Annotated in this window: 15 protein-coding genes; 9 read left to right on the plus strand and 6 right to left on the minus strand. The window is 63.0% G+C overall.

What is annotated here, in order from left to right; all coding sequences use genetic code 11:
* Nucleotides 1–179: 179 nt before the first annotated feature.
* Nucleotides 180–1343 (minus strand): PilT/PilU family type 4a pilus ATPase, encoded by a 1164-nt coding sequence (locus QMX89_RS19055; RefSeq protein WP_049859379.1) that lies wholly within the window; start codon nucleotides 1341–1343, stop codon nucleotides 180–182.
* 86 nt (nucleotides 1344–1429) lie between these two features.
* On the opposite strand from QMX89_RS19055, the gene QMX89_RS19060 reads away from it, so the two are divergent.
* Both QMX89_RS19060 and QMX89_RS19065 read left to right on the plus strand, forming a co-directional pair.
* The gene (locus QMX89_RS19060) at nucleotides 1430–3571 is read left to right on the plus strand and encodes an ATP-binding protein (protein WP_282349413.1); all 2142 of its coding nucleotides are present in this window, start codon (nucleotides 1430–1432) and stop codon (nucleotides 3569–3571) included.
* Between the two features lie 42 nt (nucleotides 3572–3613).
* The gene (locus tag QMX89_RS19065; protein ID WP_043189034.1) at nucleotides 3614–3889 is read left to right on the plus strand and encodes a peptidylprolyl isomerase; all 276 of its coding nucleotides are present in this window, start codon (nucleotides 3614–3616) and stop codon (nucleotides 3887–3889) included.
* A gap of 166 nt (nucleotides 3890–4055) precedes the next feature.
* Here the strand turns inward: QMX89_RS19065 and QMX89_RS19070 are convergent, their stop codons facing one another.
* Nucleotides 4056–4313, minus strand: a complete 258-nt coding sequence (locus tag QMX89_RS19070) for a DUF1652 domain-containing protein (protein ID WP_049859377.1) — start codon at nucleotides 4311–4313, stop codon at nucleotides 4056–4058.
* A 252-nt stretch (nucleotides 4314–4565) separates the two neighbouring features.
* On the opposite strand from QMX89_RS19070, the gene QMX89_RS19075 reads away from it, so the two are divergent.
* Together QMX89_RS19075 and QMX89_RS19080 are read left to right on the plus strand one after the other, a co-directional pair.
* Nucleotides 4566–5444, plus strand: coding sequence for a Ku protein (locus QMX89_RS19075; RefSeq protein ID WP_049859376.1), 879 nt, complete (start codon nucleotides 4566–4568; stop codon nucleotides 5442–5444).
* A 213-nt stretch (nucleotides 5445–5657) separates the two neighbouring features.
* Nucleotides 5658–8447: an autotransporter outer membrane beta-barrel domain-containing protein gene (locus QMX89_RS19080; RefSeq protein ID WP_282349415.1), complete on the plus strand. Its 2790-nt coding sequence runs from the start codon at nucleotides 5658–5660 to the stop codon at nucleotides 8445–8447.
* A 2-nt stretch (nucleotides 8448–8449) separates the two neighbouring features.
* Here QMX89_RS19080 and QMX89_RS19085 read toward each other — a convergent pair whose 3' ends face one another.
* The 3 genes from QMX89_RS19085 to QMX89_RS19095 form a co-directional block, all read right to left on the minus strand.
* Nucleotides 8450–8668 carry a hypothetical protein gene (locus QMX89_RS19085; protein WP_282349416.1) on the minus strand — a complete coding sequence of 73 codons (219 nt, stop codon included), beginning with the start codon at nucleotides 8666–8668 and terminating at the stop codon, nucleotides 8450–8452.
* A 112-nt stretch (nucleotides 8669–8780) separates the two neighbouring features.
* Nucleotides 8781–9128, minus strand: a complete 348-nt coding sequence (locus QMX89_RS19090; protein WP_056842915.1) for a hypothetical protein — start codon at nucleotides 9126–9128, stop codon at nucleotides 8781–8783.
* Between the two features lie 75 nt (nucleotides 9129–9203).
* A complete protein-coding gene (locus tag QMX89_RS19095; protein ID WP_049859372.1) occupies nucleotides 9204–9386 on the minus strand; it encodes a hypothetical protein in 183 nt (60 codons plus the stop codon).
* 166 nt (nucleotides 9387–9552) lie between these two features.
* Between QMX89_RS19095 and QMX89_RS19100 the strand changes: the two genes are divergently transcribed.
* On the plus strand, nucleotides 9553–9897 hold the full coding sequence (locus QMX89_RS19100; RefSeq protein WP_049859371.1) for a DUF6388 family protein: 345 nt from the start codon (nucleotides 9553–9555) through the stop codon (nucleotides 9895–9897).
* A gap of 72 nt (nucleotides 9898–9969) precedes the next feature.
* Here the strand turns inward: QMX89_RS19100 and QMX89_RS19105 are convergent, their stop codons facing one another.
* Nucleotides 9970–10176, minus strand: a complete 207-nt coding sequence (locus tag QMX89_RS19105) for a hypothetical protein (RefSeq protein ID WP_090358644.1) — start codon at nucleotides 10174–10176, stop codon at nucleotides 9970–9972.
* Between the two features lie 177 nt (nucleotides 10177–10353).
* Between QMX89_RS19105 and potE the strand changes: the two genes are divergently transcribed.
* The 4 genes from potE to QMX89_RS19125 all read left to right on the plus strand — a co-directional run bounded on the left by potE (nucleotide 10354) and on the right by QMX89_RS19125 (nucleotide 18570).
* Nucleotides 10354–11778 (plus strand): putrescine-ornithine antiporter, encoded by a 1425-nt coding sequence (gene potE / locus QMX89_RS19110; protein ID WP_282349417.1) that lies wholly within the window; start codon nucleotides 10354–10356, stop codon nucleotides 11776–11778.
* Nucleotides 11775–14060, plus strand: coding sequence for an Orn/Lys/Arg decarboxylase N-terminal domain-containing protein (locus QMX89_RS19115; protein WP_282349418.1), 2286 nt, complete (start codon nucleotides 11775–11777; stop codon nucleotides 14058–14060). The genes potE and QMX89_RS19115 overlap by 4 nt, the downstream gene beginning before the upstream one ends.
* 115 nt (nucleotides 14061–14175) lie before the next feature.
* On the plus strand, nucleotides 14176–16752 hold the full coding sequence (locus tag QMX89_RS19120; RefSeq protein ID WP_282349419.1) for a GAF domain-containing protein: 2577 nt from the start codon (nucleotides 14176–14178) through the stop codon (nucleotides 16750–16752).
* A 231-nt stretch (nucleotides 16753–16983) separates the two neighbouring features.
* On the plus strand, nucleotides 16984–18570 hold the full coding sequence (locus tag QMX89_RS19125) for an ABC-F family ATPase (protein ID WP_082223560.1): 1587 nt from the start codon (nucleotides 16984–16986) through the stop codon (nucleotides 18568–18570).
* The last annotated feature ends 271 nt before the right edge of the window (nucleotides 18571–18841 follow it).

Here is an 18841-nt window from a genome sequence, read left to right on the forward strand (position 1 = left end):
TCTGGAACACCGTGGCCTTGCGTATTTCCTGTAGCAGCTGCGCGAGCTGCGTCGGCGGCATACGCGGTGTGCCTGGATGAACGCGGTGGACCCGGACGCGGCTTGCGCCGCTGCTACAGGGGTCCGCGTTCGATCAACAGCGTCTGCGGTGTATCTGAGATAATGCGGGCGGTGGTGAGTCAGTGCGGGGTTTCTGGGTCATCTGCCACCAGGCCCCAATCTGCGCTTTTGCGGTCGGGGGCTGGTGTGGGTGGGGCTGGTGCGGTGGTGTGTTGCACGCCTTCCTCGCCTTGCAGTTTCAAGCGCAGGCGCAGGTTGTTCACCGAATCGGCGTTCTTCAACGCCTCTTCCTCGCTGATCGCCCCCTCGACCGCCAGCTCGTAGAGTGCATGGTCGAAGGTCTGCATGCCCAGGTTCACGGATTTCTCCATGATGCCCTTGAGCTCGGAAAACTCGTTGCGGTGAATGAAGTCGCGGATGGTCGGGGTGCCCAGCATCACTTCCACCGCCGCGCGGCGCTTGCCGTCGGTGGTGCGCACCAGCCGCTGCGAAACGAACGCCTGCAGGTTGTTGCCCAGGTCGTTGAGCAACTGCGGGCGGCGGTCTTCGGGGAAGAAGTTGATGATGCGGTCCAGCGCTTGGTTGGCGTTATTGGCGTGCAGAGTGGATATGGCCAGGTGACCGGTGTCGGCGAACGCCAGCGCATGCTCCATGGTTTCACGATCGCGGATCTCGCCGATCAGGATGACGTCCGGCGCCTGGCGCAGGGTATTCTTCAAGGCCGCCTGGAAGCTGCGCGTATCGACCCCCACCTCGCGCTGGTTGATGATCGATTTCTTGTGCCGGTGGATGAATTCCACCGGGTCCTCGATGGTGATGATATGCCCGCTGCTGTTGCGGTTGCGGTAGTCGATCAACGCTGCCAGCGACGTCGACTTGCCCGACCCTGTGGCGCCGACGAACAGCACCAGGCCGCGTTTTTCCATGATCACGTCGAGCAGCTTGCGCGGCAGCTTGAGGTCTTCGAAGCTGGGAATGTCGAGCTTGATGTTGCGTGCGACAATGGACACTTCGTTGCGCTGCTTGAAGATGTTGACGCGAAAGCGCCCTACCCCGTGGATCGACAGCGCCAGATTCATTTCCAGCTCGCGCTCGAAATCGATACGCTGCTCGGCGTCCATGATGCCGGCCGCGATCTCGGCGATGTCGCCGGGCTTCAACGCCTCGGCACTCAAGGGTTTGAGCACGCCGTTGAACTTGGCACAGGGCGGCGCACCGGTGGACAGGTAGAGGTCGGAGCCGTCCTGACTGGCCAGGAGCTTGAGCAATGCTTGAATTTCCATGTGCTGGGGTCCTGCGAAGGCCGTCGATAGTAAGTACGCTATAGCTTGGCTGCATCTGCAGCCGCGGTAAATCAAAGGATAACGCAATGAATGCCTCACCTGTGGGCGGCAAGGTCGCGACATTGATCGCAAGCATGGACTGGGCCGACAGCCCCCTGCCCGCCCCCGATGCCTGGCCGCAGAGCCTGCGCACCGCCGTGGACATCGTCACACACTCGCCCATGCCGATGCTGCTGCTGTGGGGCACGCAGCTGTGCCAGCTGTACAACGACGCCTTCGCTCTGCTGGTGGGCAGCAACCACCCGCGCGCCCTTGGCCAGCCGGTGGACAGCATCTGGCCGGAACTCAAGACATTCACCGACCCGATCTACGCCGCCGTGTTGCAGGGTGAGGTGCGCACTTTCAGCGAAAAGGACTTCAATCTGCCGCGCGAGGGCGATTCCGAACAGGTCTGGCTGGACCTCACCTACAGCCCGATCCGCGACGAGAACGAGCGGGTGGCCGGCATTCTGGTGACCGCCATCGAGGCCAACGAGCGGCGTGAAGTCAGCGCGCTGGGCCGTCGCGCCGAGCAGGAGCTGCGCGACAGGGAAGCGCATTTTCGCATGGCCATCGAGCTGTCACCCGCCGTGCACTGGACGGCCGAGGCCAATGGCCGGACCGACGGCAAGAGCCAGACCGAGCGCTGGCGACAACTGACTGGCATCCGCGGCCTGCAGGCGGATGAAGACTGGGCGCAGCTGATGCACCCGGATGACCACCTGCCGACCCTGGACACCTGGCAACTGGCAGTGAGCACCGGCCGCCCCTACGACGCCGAGTACCGCTTGCGCATGGCCGACGGCAGCTATCACTGGATGCATGCCCGCGCACTGCCCCAGCGCGATGCCGATGGCGTGATCCGGCAGTGGTTCGGCATGACCGAGGACGTGCAGAATCGCCGTCAGGTCGAGCAGGCCCTGCGCGAGCTCAACGAGCACCTGGAAACCCGGGTCAGCGAGCGCACTCAGGCCCTCGCCGAGGTCAACCTGCGGCTGCAAAACGAAATGCAGGAGCGCGAACGCGCCGAAGAGGCCTTGCGCCATGCGCAGAAGATGGAAGCGCTCGGCCAGTTGACCGGCGGTATCGCCCACGACTTCAACAACATGCTCACCGGCATCATCGGCAGCCTGGACCTGATGCAGCGCTACATCGACGCCGGGCGCAGCAGTGAGATCAAGCGCTTCAGCGAAGCGGCGATCAGTTCGGCGCATCGCGCGGCGGGCCTGACCCACCGACTACTGGCGTTTTCGCGACGCCAGTCGCTGGACCGCAAGCGCCTGGCGCCCAACGAGCTGGTGCACTCGCTCGAAGAGCTGTTCAGCCGCACCTTGGGCGAGCACCTGCAACTGCGCCTGCAATTGGCCGAGGACGTGTGGCCGGTAAACACCGATGCCAGCCAACTGGAAAACGCCCTGCTCAATCTGGTTATCAACGCCCGCGACGCCATGCCCGAGAGCGGCGTGCTGACCATCGAGACCGCCAACTGCGAACTGGACGCCACGCCGGAAGGCGCGACCCTGGAACCGGTCAAGCCGGGCGCCTATGTCATGTTCCGGGTCAGCGACAATGGCAGTGGCATGAGTGCACCGATACTGGCCAAGGCGTTCGACCCCTTCTTCACCACCAAACCCATCGGCCAAGGTACCGGCTTGGGGCTGTCGATGATCTATGGCTTCGCCCAGCAATCGGGCGGTCAGGTGACGTTACAGAGCCGGCCTGGCGAGGGCACCTGTGTGCGCCTCTATCTGCCGCGCCACAGCGAACCGTTCGGCGACACCGCCGAGCAGCGCACTCCAGCCGTGGCACCGATGGCCCAGGCCGGGGAAAGCGTGCTGGTGGTCGAAGACGATCCGGCGGTGCGCATGCTGGTGCTGGATGTGCTGGACGAACTGGGCTATGCCGCGCATTCGGCAGCCGACGCCAGCGCCGCATTGGCGCTGCTCGAAGCAGGCCTGCACATCGACCTGCTGGTCACCGACGTGGGTCTGCCGGGCCTCAACGGCCGGCAATTGGCCGAGGTTGCGCGCCAGCAGCGGCCTGGACTGAAGGTACTGTTCATCACCGGCTACGCGGAAAAGGCCGCCGAGCGTTACGGGTTTCTGGCCGAGGGCATGGACATGATCACCAAACCGTTTTCCATCGAACGACTGGGCAGCAAGATCCGCGACATGATCAACCTGTCCTGATTTGCGGCATAATCAGCGGCTTTTTTCAGCGAGCATCGGGTAATGAAGGCACAAGCAAGGCACATTCTGGTCAAGACTGCCGAGGAAGCGGAAGCGCTGCGCCTGCGGATCGCCAAGGGCGAAGCGTTCGATGTGCTGGCGAAGAAGTATTCGACCTGCCCGTCCGGCAAGCGCGGCGGCGATCTGGGCGAGGTCCGCCCTGGGCAGATGGTGGGAGCGATCGATCAGATCATCTTCAAGAAACCGCTGCGCACGGTACATGGCCCGGTGAAGAGCAAATTCGGTTACCACCTGGTACAAGTGTTCTACCGCGACTGACATCACATCGGTAAACACCGCACTCCATCAAAACCACCGCCCACTTGCGACGCCGTATCAACAAAAGACGTGCTTAATGAAAACGACGACTTCTGTAGCAGCGGCGCAAGCCGCGTCGGCGGCACACGCGGTTCGTCGAAATGAACACGGCACAGTCGTTGCTGATTCAGAGGTACTCGCCGACAGCCCTCGGCATCTGATGCTGGCGCTTGAGGTCGGTGCGCATGCCCGCAATCAGATTGGAAATCGCTCGGCTGCTGGTCAACTGCTCGGTGCGGATTCCGCTGAGTGTGTAGTCGACCTTATGCGTCGCCTGATCGAAAACACGTACGGTCAAGGAACGATCGGTGGCTTGGGTGCACTGGCAGCGCTGGGGCAGGAAACTGCTTTCAATGATGTTACGCAGTTCAAGGGTGGACAACATGGTGACACTCCATTCTTGGTCTTATCCCTGAAGTCGGGCTTGCCCGAAGACGGTGCACCTTTCATGCCCTCTGCACCAAAGCGTACTTCCTATATCAATCAAAGAGTTAGCATTCAGACCTGATCAACGCGTCGTGCATTGTGCAAGATCACGGTGCACAGCCGTTGCAATTTGCATAACACCAGGCCATTGAAACTTTGCCGATCCCCGTAGGGTCCCCTGCAGACACACCGCTCAGGGGCAATTTTCACCATGGCAAGAGCAATCTGGAAAGGCGCGATCAGTTTCGGTCTGGTGCACATCCCCGTGGCCCTGGTTTCGGCCACTGCCTCACAGGGCGTCGACTTCGATTGGCTGGATAAACGCAGCATGGACCCGGTCGGCTACAAGCGCATCAACAAGAAGACCGGCAAGGAGATGGACAAGGAAAACATCGTCAAGGGCGTCCAGTACGAGAAAGGTCGCTACGTTGTCCTGAGCGAAGACGAAATCCGAGCGGCCCACCCTGTATCGACACAAACCATCGATATCTTCTCTTTCGTCGATCGCACCCAGATCCCCCTGCCCAATATAGACACACCCTACTTTCTCGCCCCGGATCGCCGTGGCGAAAAAGTGTATGCACTATTACGGGAAACATTGATCAGCACGAAGAAAGTTGCACTGGCCCTGGTGGTATTGCACACCCGCCAATACCTGGCTGCGCTGATGCCGCTGGACGGTGCACTGGTGATGGTGAAGTTGCGCTGGCCTTCCGAAGTGCGTGACCTGGATATTCTGGAGTTGGGCAAGGAAGTGAAAAAGCCCGAACTGACCAAGAAAGAACTGGACATGGCCAAGCGTCTGGTCGAAGACATGAGTGGCGATTGGCAGCCCGAAGAATATGTCGACAAGTTCGAGCAGAAGATCATGGCACTGGTCGAGAAGAAGGCCAACAAAGGTGAAATCGAAGACGTGGAAACCGAGTCCGACCAAGCGTCACGGCAAACCGCCGACGTCATCGACCTGACCGAGCTGCTCAAGCGCAGCCTCGCAGGCAAGCCTTCCGCTGCGGCCAAGCCCAAGCCGGCCAAAGCGAAAACCGCCGCGAAAAAAGCCCCGGCCAGACGCAGCCCGCGCAAGGCTTCTTGAGCACAAACAGCCAGGAACACCTTTGCAACTAATAGCGGCATCGATGAATAACTTTTTTCATCCATGCCGCCATTGAATAACTTCATACTACTTTGTCTTTCAGAGCAACTTCCAATATTCTTCGACTACACTCGTTGCACCATGTGATTCCATTTACCACTTGATCGCTCACCGCGTCTTGTTTCGCGGCGAACGCGTGTGTGGGAGTTGTCGATGAACACCAACGAGTTGTTTAGATACCGCTGTTTATTGACCGCGTCGTTGTTGACCAGTTGGGCCGCCTCCGACATGGCGTTGGCCGACTGCACGTTCGCTCTCGGCCTGGGCAATGACGCTTACGTGTGCGACAGCGGAACGGCTTCCTCGCTGAGCGATCTGCTGGGCAACAACAGCCTCACCCTGCCCCCAGGCGGCACCGGAACCATCACTGGAGCGGTCGAATTCGGCCCTGGCCAGGACAGCGTGTTGCTGGGCTCGGGCAGCATCGAAGGCGTGCTGAACACCGGTGCAGGCGCGGACACGGTGCTCGTCAGCGGGGGGCGATTGTCTTCCCTGATTCAGGGCGATGGCGCCGATACGCTTGAAGTGATAGGCGGTACCATCAGCGGCCCGGTCAGCCAGGGCAGCGGCATCGACAGCTTCATCATGCGCGGCGGGCAGATCCAATCGCTCAGCCAAGGTGACGGGCTGGACACCTTTTCCATGACCGACGGCACTATCGTTGGCGCCTTCGAGGACGGTGATATCGCGCGAATGAGCGGCGGCACCATTGGCCGAGTCGACATGAAGCTGGACAACAACCTGTTCGAACTGTCTGGAGGCCGCATCAACGGCAATCTGGTCGCCGGCTTCGGCAACGATACCATCGCCGTGTCGGGTGGCAGCATCGGCGGCAACATCAGCGTCAGTGGCGGCGTCGACGAGGTCACGGTGAGCGGTGGCGACATCGGCGGCAATGTCTTGCTGAGCTTCGGCGACGACCGCTTCCTCTGGCGCGACGCGGGCCTGATCCACGGCACCATCAGCATGGGCGCAGGCGACGACACGGCGCTGTTGAGCAACCTGGAGGAAACCCAACTGGCATCGCCGCGCCTGATCTACGGGGACGCCGGCATTGATACGTTGACCCTCGACAACAGCAGAACAACTGGCGGCGCACGCTACAGCTACTGGGAAACGATCAACCTGAGCAACGGCTCGGTGCTGGACTTGCCCGATCGCCTGAGCCTGGCGGACGATTCGACGCCGCCGAACAGTGGCCTGCTCACTCTCGACCGCAGTAGCACCCTGGGCGCGACCCAAGGCACGGTCGGCCCGATCGTCGAGGGTCAGACGATCACGCTGAACAATGCCGGGCTGATCGACCTCACCCGCAGTGGCGCCCAGGCGGAAGACCGCCTGACCGTCATCGGCAACTACGTGGGCAACGACGCGCGCCTGAAACTGCAGACGGTGCTCGCCGGTGACGACGCCCCTTCCGATCGGCTGGTCGTGGCTCAAGGCACGCTCAGTGGCCTCACTGCCATTACCGTCGACAACCTCGATGGCCGTGGCGCGCAGACCACAGCCAACGGCATCACACTGGTGGAGGCCACTCAAGGCGCGACCAGCACCAACGGTGCCTTTACCCTGGCCAACAACCTGTCGGTCGGCGCCTATCAGTATTACCTGTTCAAGGGTGGGGTCACTGCGGGCAGCGAGAACAGCTGGTTCCTGCGTTCGTCCGTGGTGGCGCCGCCCGTGGTGGTACCGCCGGTCACTGAGCCGCCCGAGGTGGTGCCGCCTGTCGTTGAGCCCCCCGTGGTCCAGCCCCCCACGGTCGAACCGCCTGTCATCGAGCCGCCAGTGGTCGAACCCCCTGTAGCCGAGCCGGAACCACCGGTCATAGAACCGCCCGCAGTCGAGCCACCCGTCATCGAGCCGCCGGTCCAGCCGCAGCCTCCTGAGCCAGAGCCAACGCCACCCACCCCTGCGCCGGGCGCTCAGGAACCCATCGCGGCGATCGGCACGCCGAACCTGCCACACCCGGCCCCCGGTCAGAGCATCGTGCTGTATCGGATCGAAGTGCCCGCCTACAGCGTCGTGCCGCCCGCTGCCGCCTTGCTGGCGCTAGACAGCCTGGGGAGCTTCCATGAGCGTCAGGGCGAGCAAAGCCTGCTTACGGAACGCGGCGTCCTGCCTGCCGGGTGGGCCCGGACCTTCGGCAGTCACGGACGACAGCAGTGGGCTGGCGCTGCGACCCCTAACCTGAGCAGCACTATCAGTGGCTACCAGGTCGGCCACGATCTGTTCGCCGCCCTCAGCGACAACGGCTACCGCCAGCACGTCGGGCTGTTCGCCGGGCATGCTCGGCTGGATGGCAAAGTGCGCGGCTTCGCCCTGGGGTTCGACAACACCCCTTCGGGCCACATCCGCCTGCGCGCCGACAATCTTGGCGCCTATTGGACGGTGATCAGCCCTGCGGGGGCCTACCTTGACTTGGTCGCGATGAGCACCCGATTCGAGGGACGCAGCCGCTCCGAACGCGGCTACACGCTCGACCTCGACGGACACGGGGTGGCCGTATCCGTGGAAGCCGGTTACCCGCTCAGACTCTCCGAGCAATGGTTGCTGGAGCCACAGGTGCAAGTGGTCGGGCAGAAAATCACGCTGGACACGGCGCGTGATCCCGTATCGAAAGTGGCATTCGACACCGAGCACTATTGGCGGACACGCTTGGGAGTGCGTTTGAAAGGGCAGTATCGGGTGGGCGGTACGCCGGTCGAACCCTATGTGCAGGCCAACCTTTGGCGCACGCTTGACGGCGAAGACGCAGTGACCTTCGATGAGGTCGATACCCTGCGCAGCCAGCACCGGGCGACTCAAGCCAAACTGGGCATGGGCCTGGCGGCGCGGCTCAGCGACGACGTCAGCCTGTACCTGAACACCGACTACGCCCGCAGCCTGGATTCACAACCCCAGGAAAGCCTGCAGGGCAGCCTGGGGTTGCGAATCAGCTGGTAGGCTCAGGCCGGATCGTCCGGGCTCATGTCGGCGTCGCCGGTCTGGGTGCGCACCTGGCGCGGGTCCAGCTCAGGGTCGCGGTCCATCGGCATGGGCGACAGGCTTTCGTCGCCAGGCCGCACGTCCTCGTCGAGCTTGCCCTCGGCGTAGGGTTCGGGCGCGGCCGGGTCGTTGAGACCGTCCAGAGGGTCGGGAATCTGCGTCGAACTGCTGGGTGCCATATCATCCTCACAAAGCACAGTGGTTTCAGTGGATCGATGAACTCATGGCATCAGACGCGACTGCATCGCAGGGGTGCAGATTATCTTGACGCAGAATCAGGACGTTTCGTGCTCAAAGGCAGGTGGCCAGCGATGCCAGTCGGCGCGTGGCGACCTCGCCCTGCTCGCGGGCGTAGAAGCTGACCTGACTACCGGCACCGCGCGGGCGGATGTCGGCGAAGTACGTGGCTGCGGGAGTGAACACGGTGTAACCGCCATCGCTGGCTTCGCTGGACGCATCGGTCATCACCCCGAACATGGCTTCGTCCTGCCAGCTGAACTGCACGCATTGGGCAATCTTCTGCGCAGGTTTCGTCGACGTCACGGTCTGCACCGGCGCACTGCTGCGCGCCTGTTTCATGTTGAGGCTGGTGCAACCAGTGAGTACGCACAGGCCAAGTGCTGCAGCGATGATTCGCATCGTCGTTTCCATTCCGGATTCAGATAAACCGCGAATGTAGCATCGACGTGAACGGGCAGCACCATTGCCGGAGCATCATTGGCAAAGGTGCATGGCAGTGAGCAGCAGGAAGAAGGCACCCAGCACCTCGAAATGGCCGAGCAACCAGGTGCCGAGGCGCGAGCGCCCGACCGTCCCGGAGCGGCCACACCATTGCGGCCACAGAGCGGCCGAAGTCGCCAGCACGGCGCCTGCCAACAGCAACAACACGTAGGCCATCGCAAGGTCCTGCGGTGATGAATGGGGATAGGCCTTAGTGCTCGCCAGGCACCGCGCGTTCCACTGGCTTACGTGCACTTCGTCACAAAACCGCACGCACCCGGCATTGCCTGCATCGACGGGGGCCTGCACAATCGTGCCCTTTCCCACACCGATCGAAGGCCCCATGGCAGAACCCGATTCGCGTCACCAGGCCGCACTGGACCGTTTTCTCGAGATGAGTCCCGAGCTGCAAACGGAACTGGGCAGCCTCAACCCCCTGGCCGCACGTGCGGCAGGGCTGAGCATCGAGGAATATCGCGCCGAACGTCTGCACGAGGCCTTCGAAGAAGCCGCCAATGGCCAGGACCTGTTCGCCTGGGAACTGACCCTCAAGCTCACCGCCGACACCCCGGAAGACTTTCAGGCGCAAAGGCTGGAGGTTCACAGGGAAGTGGCCGAGATGGCTGGCATGCCGTGGGAGGAGTACATGCAGCTCAATGGCCTGAAGGACGCCTCGGGCTCGGCGTAAAATGCAAGCGCCCTGCGCAAGGCAGGGTGCAGGTTCACTGGGCAGGCCGGGCTCTTATCTAGAGGATATTAGCTAGAGGCTATTGCCGGGCGAAGGCTCTTCGTCTTCGTCGACGGGTGGATTGGCCTCGGTATCGGGTTCTTCCACCGCCTTGTTGCCAGGCGAGCCGTCCTGTTCGTCATCATGCTCGTCGTGGATATCAGGGTAGCCCTCTTCCCCGCTACCTGGCTCGGCGGGCCCTGGATACGGATTCTGCGGGTGGTTGTTGTCTTCGACCATGATATGTCTCCTTTCGTGGCGCGGTTTATCCGCACCTGATAGTGGGAGACCACCGCAACCCGGGAAGTGCCACTGACGTGACGAGCGGTTTGCCCTTCCCTGCAAACCAGCCACTGCCTTGTCTTCTGAGCTTTCTTTGCTATAGCTAAAGGCCTCTCTGATCATTCAGGCAATGGAGTGGCCGTCATGAAAAAGATGAGTGTGAGTCAGCTGACCATGCTGACAGCCGTCAACATGCTGGGATCCGGCATCGTTCTGTTACCCACCAAGCTCGCCGAAGTCGGCGGCATTTCGATCCTCTCCTGGCTGATCACGGCTACCGGCTCCCTGGCCCTGGCCTATGCCTTCGCCCGCTGCGGCATGCTCAGCCGCAAGACCGGTGGCATGGGCGGCTACGCGGAATACACCTTCGGCAAGTCGGGCAACTACATCACCAACTACACCTACGGACTGTCCCTGCTGATCGCCAACGTGGCGATCAGCATCACGGCGGTGGGTTACATCCAGACCCTGTTCGATATCAGACTCGATTCGCTTCAGGTGGGTCTGGCGACCATCGCGCTGTTATGGCTGACCACCTTCGCCAACTTCGGCGGGGCGAGCGTCACCGGCAAGATCGGCGCGATCACGGTGTGGGGCGTGATCGCACCCGTGGTGCTGGTGTCGACGATCGGCTGGTTCTGGTTCGACAGCGGCACCTATGCGGCCGGCTGGAACCCCCACGACATGCCCTGGTACGAAGCGGCCGGCGCCTCGGTGGCAATCACCCTGTGGGCGTTCCTTGGCCTGGAATCGGCGTGTGCCAACGGCGACGCCGTGGAAAACCCGGAAAAAAACGTACCCATTGCCGTGCTCGGCGGCACGTTGGGCGCGGCGGTGATCTACATCCTGTCCACCAATGTGATCGCCGGCATCGTCGACAATGCCGAGCTGGTTTCCTCCACCGCGCCGTTCGGCCTGGTGTTCGCCAAGATGTTCACGCCGATGATCGGCAACCTGGTCATGGGCCTGATGGTGCTCGCCTGCATCGGTTCGCTGCTGGGTTGGCAGTTCACCGTGGCCCAGGTCTTCAAAAGCTCAGCCGACACGGGCTACTTTCTGCCGATCTTCGCCAAGATCAACAAGCACGGGGTGCCGATCATCAGCATGCTGATCCTGCTCGCCATCCAGACCGCGATGGCCTTGCTGACCATCAGCCCAGACCTGGCCAAGCAGTTCGACACCTTGGTGAACCTGGCGGTGGTCACCAACCTGGTGCCGTACATTCTGTCGATGGCCACCTTGATGACCTTGCAGAAGGTGTCGAATGTCCCGGCCAACAAGGCCTTGATAACCAACGTCGTCGCCGCGGTCGCGACAGCCTACAGCTACCTGGCGCTGTACAGCTCGGGAGCCCAGGCCCTGATGCTGGGCGGCGTGGCGACCATTGTCGGCTACACGCTGTTCGGCTTCGTCAACAACCGCCTGATTCGCCTGGAAGCGCTCAACAACAGCGCCCCGACCCAGACCGTTGCCGCCCTGCACATCGTCGGCACGCCGATTCCGGTGAACAGCCTGCCCCGTACCCCAACCACCCCCCCTGCCCTGGAAGCGCGACCATGACGGACCATAGAAACCTGCTCGGCATGCTGGCTTTGTTGATCAGCGACCAACCCGACAAACGCACTGTGTTCGGGCGGGCGCTGATTCAGCTGATCACCGATGTGGAGGAGCGATCCATCAGCGTGATCACCTCCGAGCGCCTGGACGATGCCAAGTCGATCCTGAGCACCGACCCGGCGATCCAGTGCGTATTGCTCAGTTGGGAAATGGACAGGAGTGCCGACCATCAGCAATGCATCGATCTGCTCGCCCGCCTGCGCGAGCGCAACACGCGGGTGCCGGTGTTCCTGATCAGCGACCGCAGCACCGCATCCAACGTGCCGTTGATCGTCATGCAGCACGCCGACGACTTCATCTGGCTGCCCGAGGACACCAGTCGTTTCCTCAGTGGGCGGATCCTGGCGGCCATGGAACGCTATCGCCAAGCGGTGCTGCCGCCCATGTTCGGCGCCCTGCTCAAGTTCGCCCGCAGTTATGAATACTCCTGGCACACCCCGGGCCACGCCGGCGGTACGGCCTTTCTGAAAAGCACGGCTGGCCGGGCGTTCTATGAGTTCTTCGGGGAAAACCTGCTGCGCTCCGACCTGTCCATTTCGGTTGGCGAACTGGGCTCGCTGCTCGACCACAGTGGCCCCATTGGCCAGGGCGAGCGATACGCGGCCAAGGTGTTCGGCGCCCATCGCACCTACTACGTCACCAATGGCTCGTCGATGTCGAACCGGGTGATCCTGATGGCCAGCGTCACCCGCGATCAGATCGCGTTGTGCGACCGTAACTGCCACAAGTCTGCCGAGCACGCGATGACCCTGTCCGGGGCAATCCCGACCTACCTGGTGCCGACGCGCAATCGCTTCGGCATCATCGGCCCGATCCTGCCGCAGACGTTGAGCGCGGCCGCGGTACGCGCGGCCATTGCGAGCAACCCGCTGGTCGGGCCGCACATCGACCCCACGCCGGTGCACGCCATCGTCACCAACTCCACCTATGACGGCTTGACCTACAACGTCACACGGGTCGAGGAATTGCTCGGGCAAAGCGTCGACCGCCTGCACTTCGACGAGGCGTGGTATGGCTACGCGCGGTTCAATCCGTTGTACAAGGACCGCTTCGCGATGCACGGCAGCCCCGATGACCACGACGCCTCCAAGCCGACGGTGTTCGCCACCCAGTCCACCCACAAACTGCTGGCCGCGCTGTCCCAGGCATCGATGATCCATGTGCGCAACGGGCGCAATCCTATTCACCACGCACGCTTCAACGAGTCGTACATGATGCATGCGTCAACCTCGCCCAACTACGCGATCATGGCCTCCTGCGACGTCAGTTCGGCCATGATGGAGGCGCCGAGCGGGCAGATCCTGACCAATGAATCCATCGAGGAAGCCATTGCGTTTCGCCAGGTGATTTCACGGATGCACGCTGACATGCGGGCCAACGACGACTGGTTCGTGTCCTGCTGGCAGCCACCGTCGATAGACATCGGCGGGGCCGCCATCGACTTCCATGAAGTCGATCCGGCGAAGCTCAAGTCCGACCCGAACTGCTGGGTGCTGCACCCCGGCGAAGTCTGGCATGGTTTCGGCGACATCGAAGACGGTTACTGCATGCTCGATCCGATCAAGGTGTCGATTCTGACCCCCGGGATGGGCGACGACGGGCAACTGCTGGACTTCGGCATTCCGGCCTGTGTGGTGAGTGCGTATCTGGGCCGGCAAGGGATCGTGGTCGAGAAAACCACCGACTTCACCCTGCTCTTCCTGTTCTCCATCGGTATCACCAAGGGCAAGTGGGGCACCCTGGTGAACGCACTGCTGGATTTCAAGCGCGACTACGACGCCAACCTTGAGCTGGAACTGTGCCTGCCCGACCTGCTCGCCGCCACGCAGCAGCGCTACAGCGGCATGGGCCTCAGAGACCTGGCCGAAGAGATCTTCACGGCGATGAAGGCCAATCGCACTACGGCCGCCATGGCGGCAGCCTTTGGCATGCTGCCCCAAGCCGAGTTCAGCCCGGTACAGGCCTACGAGAAGCTGGTCCGTAACGAGGTGGAACTGGTGACGCTGGACGATGCGGCTGGACGGGTCGTGGCGACGGGCATCGTGCCCTATCCGCCCGGCATTCCGTTGCTGATGCCCGGCGAGAACGCCGGTGCTGCGGACGGTCCGCTGCTCGCCTACCTGAAGGCGCTGGAGAGCTTCGACCGCGCGTTTCCCGGCTTTGCCCACGACACCCATGGGATCGACAATGATGCCGGGGTGTACCGACTGTCGGTGCTCAGGTAGGAAGACCAACGGCAGTTTTCAGCTTTACGGCCGTGCTATCGGCTCGGCCGCATTTCTGAGAAACTGGACCGTCGGGCATCTCGCCTGCTACCTCCCTCATCCACCGGAGATCCGCTTGCACATCGTACCCAAGGGTTCCGACAGTGATGAACGACTGTCCCACGTGTTACAGGCCAGCGAACGGCTGGCCATGGCCGAGTCCATCGACGAGGTGGTCAGCGTTCTTCGCGACACGGCTCGGGCGACGGTGGGCGCCGAGGGCATCGCGATCGTCATCGAAAATGGCGGGCACTGCACCTACGTGGCCGAGGATGCGGTTTCCCCGCTGTGGAGCGGCAAGACGTTTCCGATCGATCGCTGCGTGTCCGGCTGGGCGATGCTCGACAACAAGACCTACGTCATCCCGGACGTGCGGCTGGACCCGCGCATCCCGCGAGAAGCCTACGACCCGACGTTCGTGCGCAGCCTGGTCATGGTCCCGATCGGCAAACCGCTGGCGGTGGCCGCGCTCGGCGCGTACTGGTCGCAAGTGCGCCCCCATAACCGCGACACCATCGAACGCCTGGAAAGCCTGGCGCGCCTGGCCACCATTGCCATCGAAAACGCGCGCCTGACCCAGGCGCGCAATCGCGCGGCCGCCATTGGCGCTGCGCAGAACCGCATGCTCGCGCTGGCAGTGGCCGAAGGCAGCCTGGACGTCACGCTGGAAGCGATCGTGCGCGAGGTCGAAACCCTGTCCACGTCCGGTCTGCTGGGAAGCGTTCTGCTGCTGGACGACCAGGGGCGGCGCGTGCAGCGCTTCGTGGGCCCCAGCCTTCCTGGTCACTACACCGGGGCGGTCGAAGGTCTCTGCCTGGACTTGGACGCTGGCAAGACGAGCGCCGGCGACAGTTCGAGCGAGGCTTTGGCGAACCAGTTGGCAGTGCTGGCCAACGAGCATGGCCTGCAGGTGTGCTGGTCGACTCCGATCCGTTCGACGCAGGGCGCCGTGATGGGTGCCTTCGTGCTGTATCACCCAGAGGTACGCCAGGCCGTGCCGGCCGACGTCGAGATCATCGATTTCGTCGTGCAGACCATCGGTCTCATGGTGCACCGCGCGCGAGTCGATGTGGCCGTGCGCACCAGCGAGGCCCGGTTGCGCCTGGCGGTGGACCACGCCGATGTCGGGTTCTGGGACGTGGACCTGGTGCAGAACACGCTGGTGTGGCCACCGCAGACCAAAGCGATGTTCGGCATCTCGGCCGATGTGTCGGTCACTCTCGAGGACTTCTATCAGGGTCTGCATCCTCACGATCGCCGGGCGACCATAGAGGCCTTCACAGCGGCCATGGATCCTGACCACCGGGCCCTCTATGACGTGGACTACCGCACCATCGGTCGCGAGGACGGTGTGGTTCGCTGGGTGGCGGCCAAGGGACGGGCCGTGTTCGATGAGCACGGACGCTGTCTGCGCGTCACTGGCACGGCGATGGACATCACCGCCCGCAAGAACGCCGATGAGAAACTGCGCGAGCTCAATGCCACCCTCGAAGGGCGCGTGGCCCAAGCCATCGCCGAGCGCGAAGAAGTCCAATTGGCTTTGCGGCAGAGCCAGAAGATGGAAGCCATGGGGCAACTCACCGGTGGCGTGGCCCACGATTTCAACAACCTGCTCACGCCGATCGTCGGCACGCTGGACATGCTCCAGCGCCGTGGCGTGGGCGGCGAGCGGGAACAACGGCTGATCTCCGGCGCCGTGCAATCGGCGGATCGCGCCAAGACGCTGGTACAGCGGCTACTGGCCTTTGCCCGACGCCAGCCGCTGCAGGCGGTTGCCGTCAACGTCGGCAAGCTGGTCAGCGACATGGGCGACCTGCTGGCCAGCACCACCGGCCCGCAGATCAAGGTCGTCGTCGATGCGCCGGAGCATCTACCCGCGGCGATCGCCGACGTCAACCAGCTCGAAATGGCGCTGCTCAACCTCTCCGTCAACGCCCGAGACGCAATGCTCGAGGGCGGAACACTGCGCATATCCGCCTGCATGGAGTCGATCGAGGCAGGGCATCGGTCGGGGCTTGCCGTGGGCAACTACCTCTGCCTGTCCGTCGCGGACACCGGCTCGGGCATGGACGCCGCCACGCTGGCGCGTGCAGTGGAACCGTTCTTCTCCACCAAGGGCGTCGGCCAGGGCACCGGCCTGGGGCTGTCGATGGTGCATGGGTTGGCCTCGCAGCTGAACGGCGCGCTGACCATTCAAAGCTCACCGGGCCTGGGGACCAACGTCGAGCTGTGGCTGCCACGCAGCGTTACCCTTCCCGCCGAGGCCCTGCGCTTGGTCGACACGCCGGAGCTGTCCTCCAGCCGCGGCGTCGCGCTGCTGGTGGACGACGAAGAGCTGGTACGGGCAAGTACCTCTTACATGCTGGCCGAACTGGGCTATTGCGTCATCGAGGCCGCATCCGGCGAGGAAGCCATCGCCCTGATGGACACCGGCGAGGCCTTCGACCTGCTGATCACCGACCACCTCATGCCGGGCATCAGCGGCACCGATCTGGCCAGGCAGGTCCGCTGCTCCCGGCCGGGGACCGCGATCCTGCTGGTTTCAGGCTATGCCGAGCGCGAGGGCCTCGACCCGGACCTGCCGCGGTTGAGCAAGCCGTTCAGGAAGAATGAACTGGCGACGAGTCTGGCGCAGTTGGGGCGCGAGGGCTGACAATGGAGACACGGTCCGTCACACGGCCGTGGCCTTGCGATGGACCAGGCTTTCGCCGAACCGAGAGTACGTAGAGCAGACGTACAACTACCACCGTACCTATGCGACAATAGCCGCACTGTCCGGTCTGCATCCCGCCTTTATTGCCCGGCTCCAGCGTGGTATCGCGTCGGCCATAGAATCGATATCACCTGAACCCATCGCTCCCCCAGTTATTGATAGGTAAGCTCCTTGATCTCCACAGCTAACATCACCATGCAGTTTGGCGCCAAGCCGCTGTTCGAGAACGTTTCCGTGAAATTCGGCAACGGCAACCGCTACGGCCTGATCGGCGCCAATGGATGTGGCAAGTCGACGTTCATGAAGATCCTGGGCGGCGATCTGGAGCCCTCGGGTGGCCAGGTCATGCTCGAACCGAACGTGCGCCTGGGCAAGCTGCGTCAGGATCAGTTCGCCTACGAGCAGTTCAGCGTGATCGATACGGTCATCATGGGCCACGAGGAGCTGTGGAAGGTCAAGGCCGAGCGCGACCGGATCTACTCGCTGCCGGAAATGAGCGAGGAAGACGGCATGGCCGTCGCCGAGCTGGAGACCGAGTTCGCGGAAATGGACGGCTACACCGCAGAGTCCCGTGCCGGCGAGCTGTTGCTGGGTCTGGGCATTCCGCTGGAGCAGCATTTCGGCCCGATGACCGAAGTCGCGCCGGGTTGGAAGCTGCGGGTGCTGCTGGCACAGGCGTTGTTCTCGGATCCTGAAGTGCTGTTGCTCGACGAACCGACCAACCACCTGGACATCAACACCATTCGCTGGCTGGAAAACATCCTCACGGCGCGTAACAGCACCATGATCATCATTTCCCACGACCGGCACTTCCTCAACAGCGTCTGCACCCACATGGCCGACCTGGATTACGGCGAGTTGCGTCTGTTCCCGGGCAACTACGACGAGTACATGACCGCGGCGACCCAATCGCGCGAGCAGCTGCTGTCGGACAACGCCAAGAAGAAAGCCCAGATCGCCGAACTGCAAACCTTCGTTTCGCGCTTCTCGGCCAACGCTTCCAAAGCCAAGCAGGCGACGTCGCGGGCCAAGCAGATCGACAAGATCCAGCTGGCCGAGGTCAAGCCCTCGAGCCGTGTCAGCCCGTTCATCCGCTTCGAGCAGAACAAGAAGCTGCACCGCCAGGCGGTCACCGTCGAGCGCATGTCCAAGGGCTTCGACGGCAAGCCGTTGTTCGAGAACTTCAGTTTCGTGGTCGAGGCTGGCGAGCGTGTGGCGATCATCGGCCCGAACGGGATCGGCAAGACCACCCTGTTGCGTACCCTGGTCGGCGAACTGACCCCGGACGCGGGCGCGGTGAAGTGGACCGAGAGCGCCGAGCTTGGCTATTACGCCCAGGACCACGCGCACGATTTCGAAGACGACATGAACCTGTTCGACTGGATGGGCCAGTGGACACAGGGCGAGCAGATGGTGCGTGGCACCTTGGGCCGCATGCTGTTCTCCAACGACGAGATTCTCAAGTCGGTGAAGGTGATTTCCGGTGGTGAGCAGGGGCGCATGCTGTTCGGCAAGCTGACCTTGCAGAAGCCCAACGTGCTGATCATGGACGAGCCGACCAACCACTTGGACATGGAGTCGATCGAGGCGCTGAACCTGGCGCTGGAGAACTATCCTGGCACGCTGGTGTTCGTCAGCCACGACCGCGAGTTCGTCTCCTCCCTGGCCACCCGCATCATCGAGCTGAGCGCCAGCGGCGTGGTCGACTTCAGCGGCACGTACGACGACTACCTGCGCAGCCAAGGCGTGGTTTTCTAAACCCGAAGTCCCTGTAGCAGCGGCGCGAGCCGCGTCCGGGGGCGCTGCGTTTGTTCTGACCCTGCGCGTGCGCCGCCGACGCGGCTTGCGCGGTCCCTGTAGCGTCCGGGGGCGCCGCGTTTGTTCTGACCCTGCGCGTGTGCCGCCGACGCGGCTTGCGCCGCTGCTACAGGGGTATGCGAACGTCTCCAGGGATGGTGCGGGCGCGATCCGTGTAGCAGCGGGGCCAGCCCCCGGCGCGGGGGCCGCGGTTGGTGGGGACCCCCCCGGG

Source organism: Pseudomonas sp. PS01301, from assembly GCF_029960215.1.
Classification (GTDB): domain Bacteria; phylum Pseudomonadota; class Gammaproteobacteria; order Pseudomonadales; family Pseudomonadaceae; genus Aquipseudomonas; species Aquipseudomonas coleopterorum.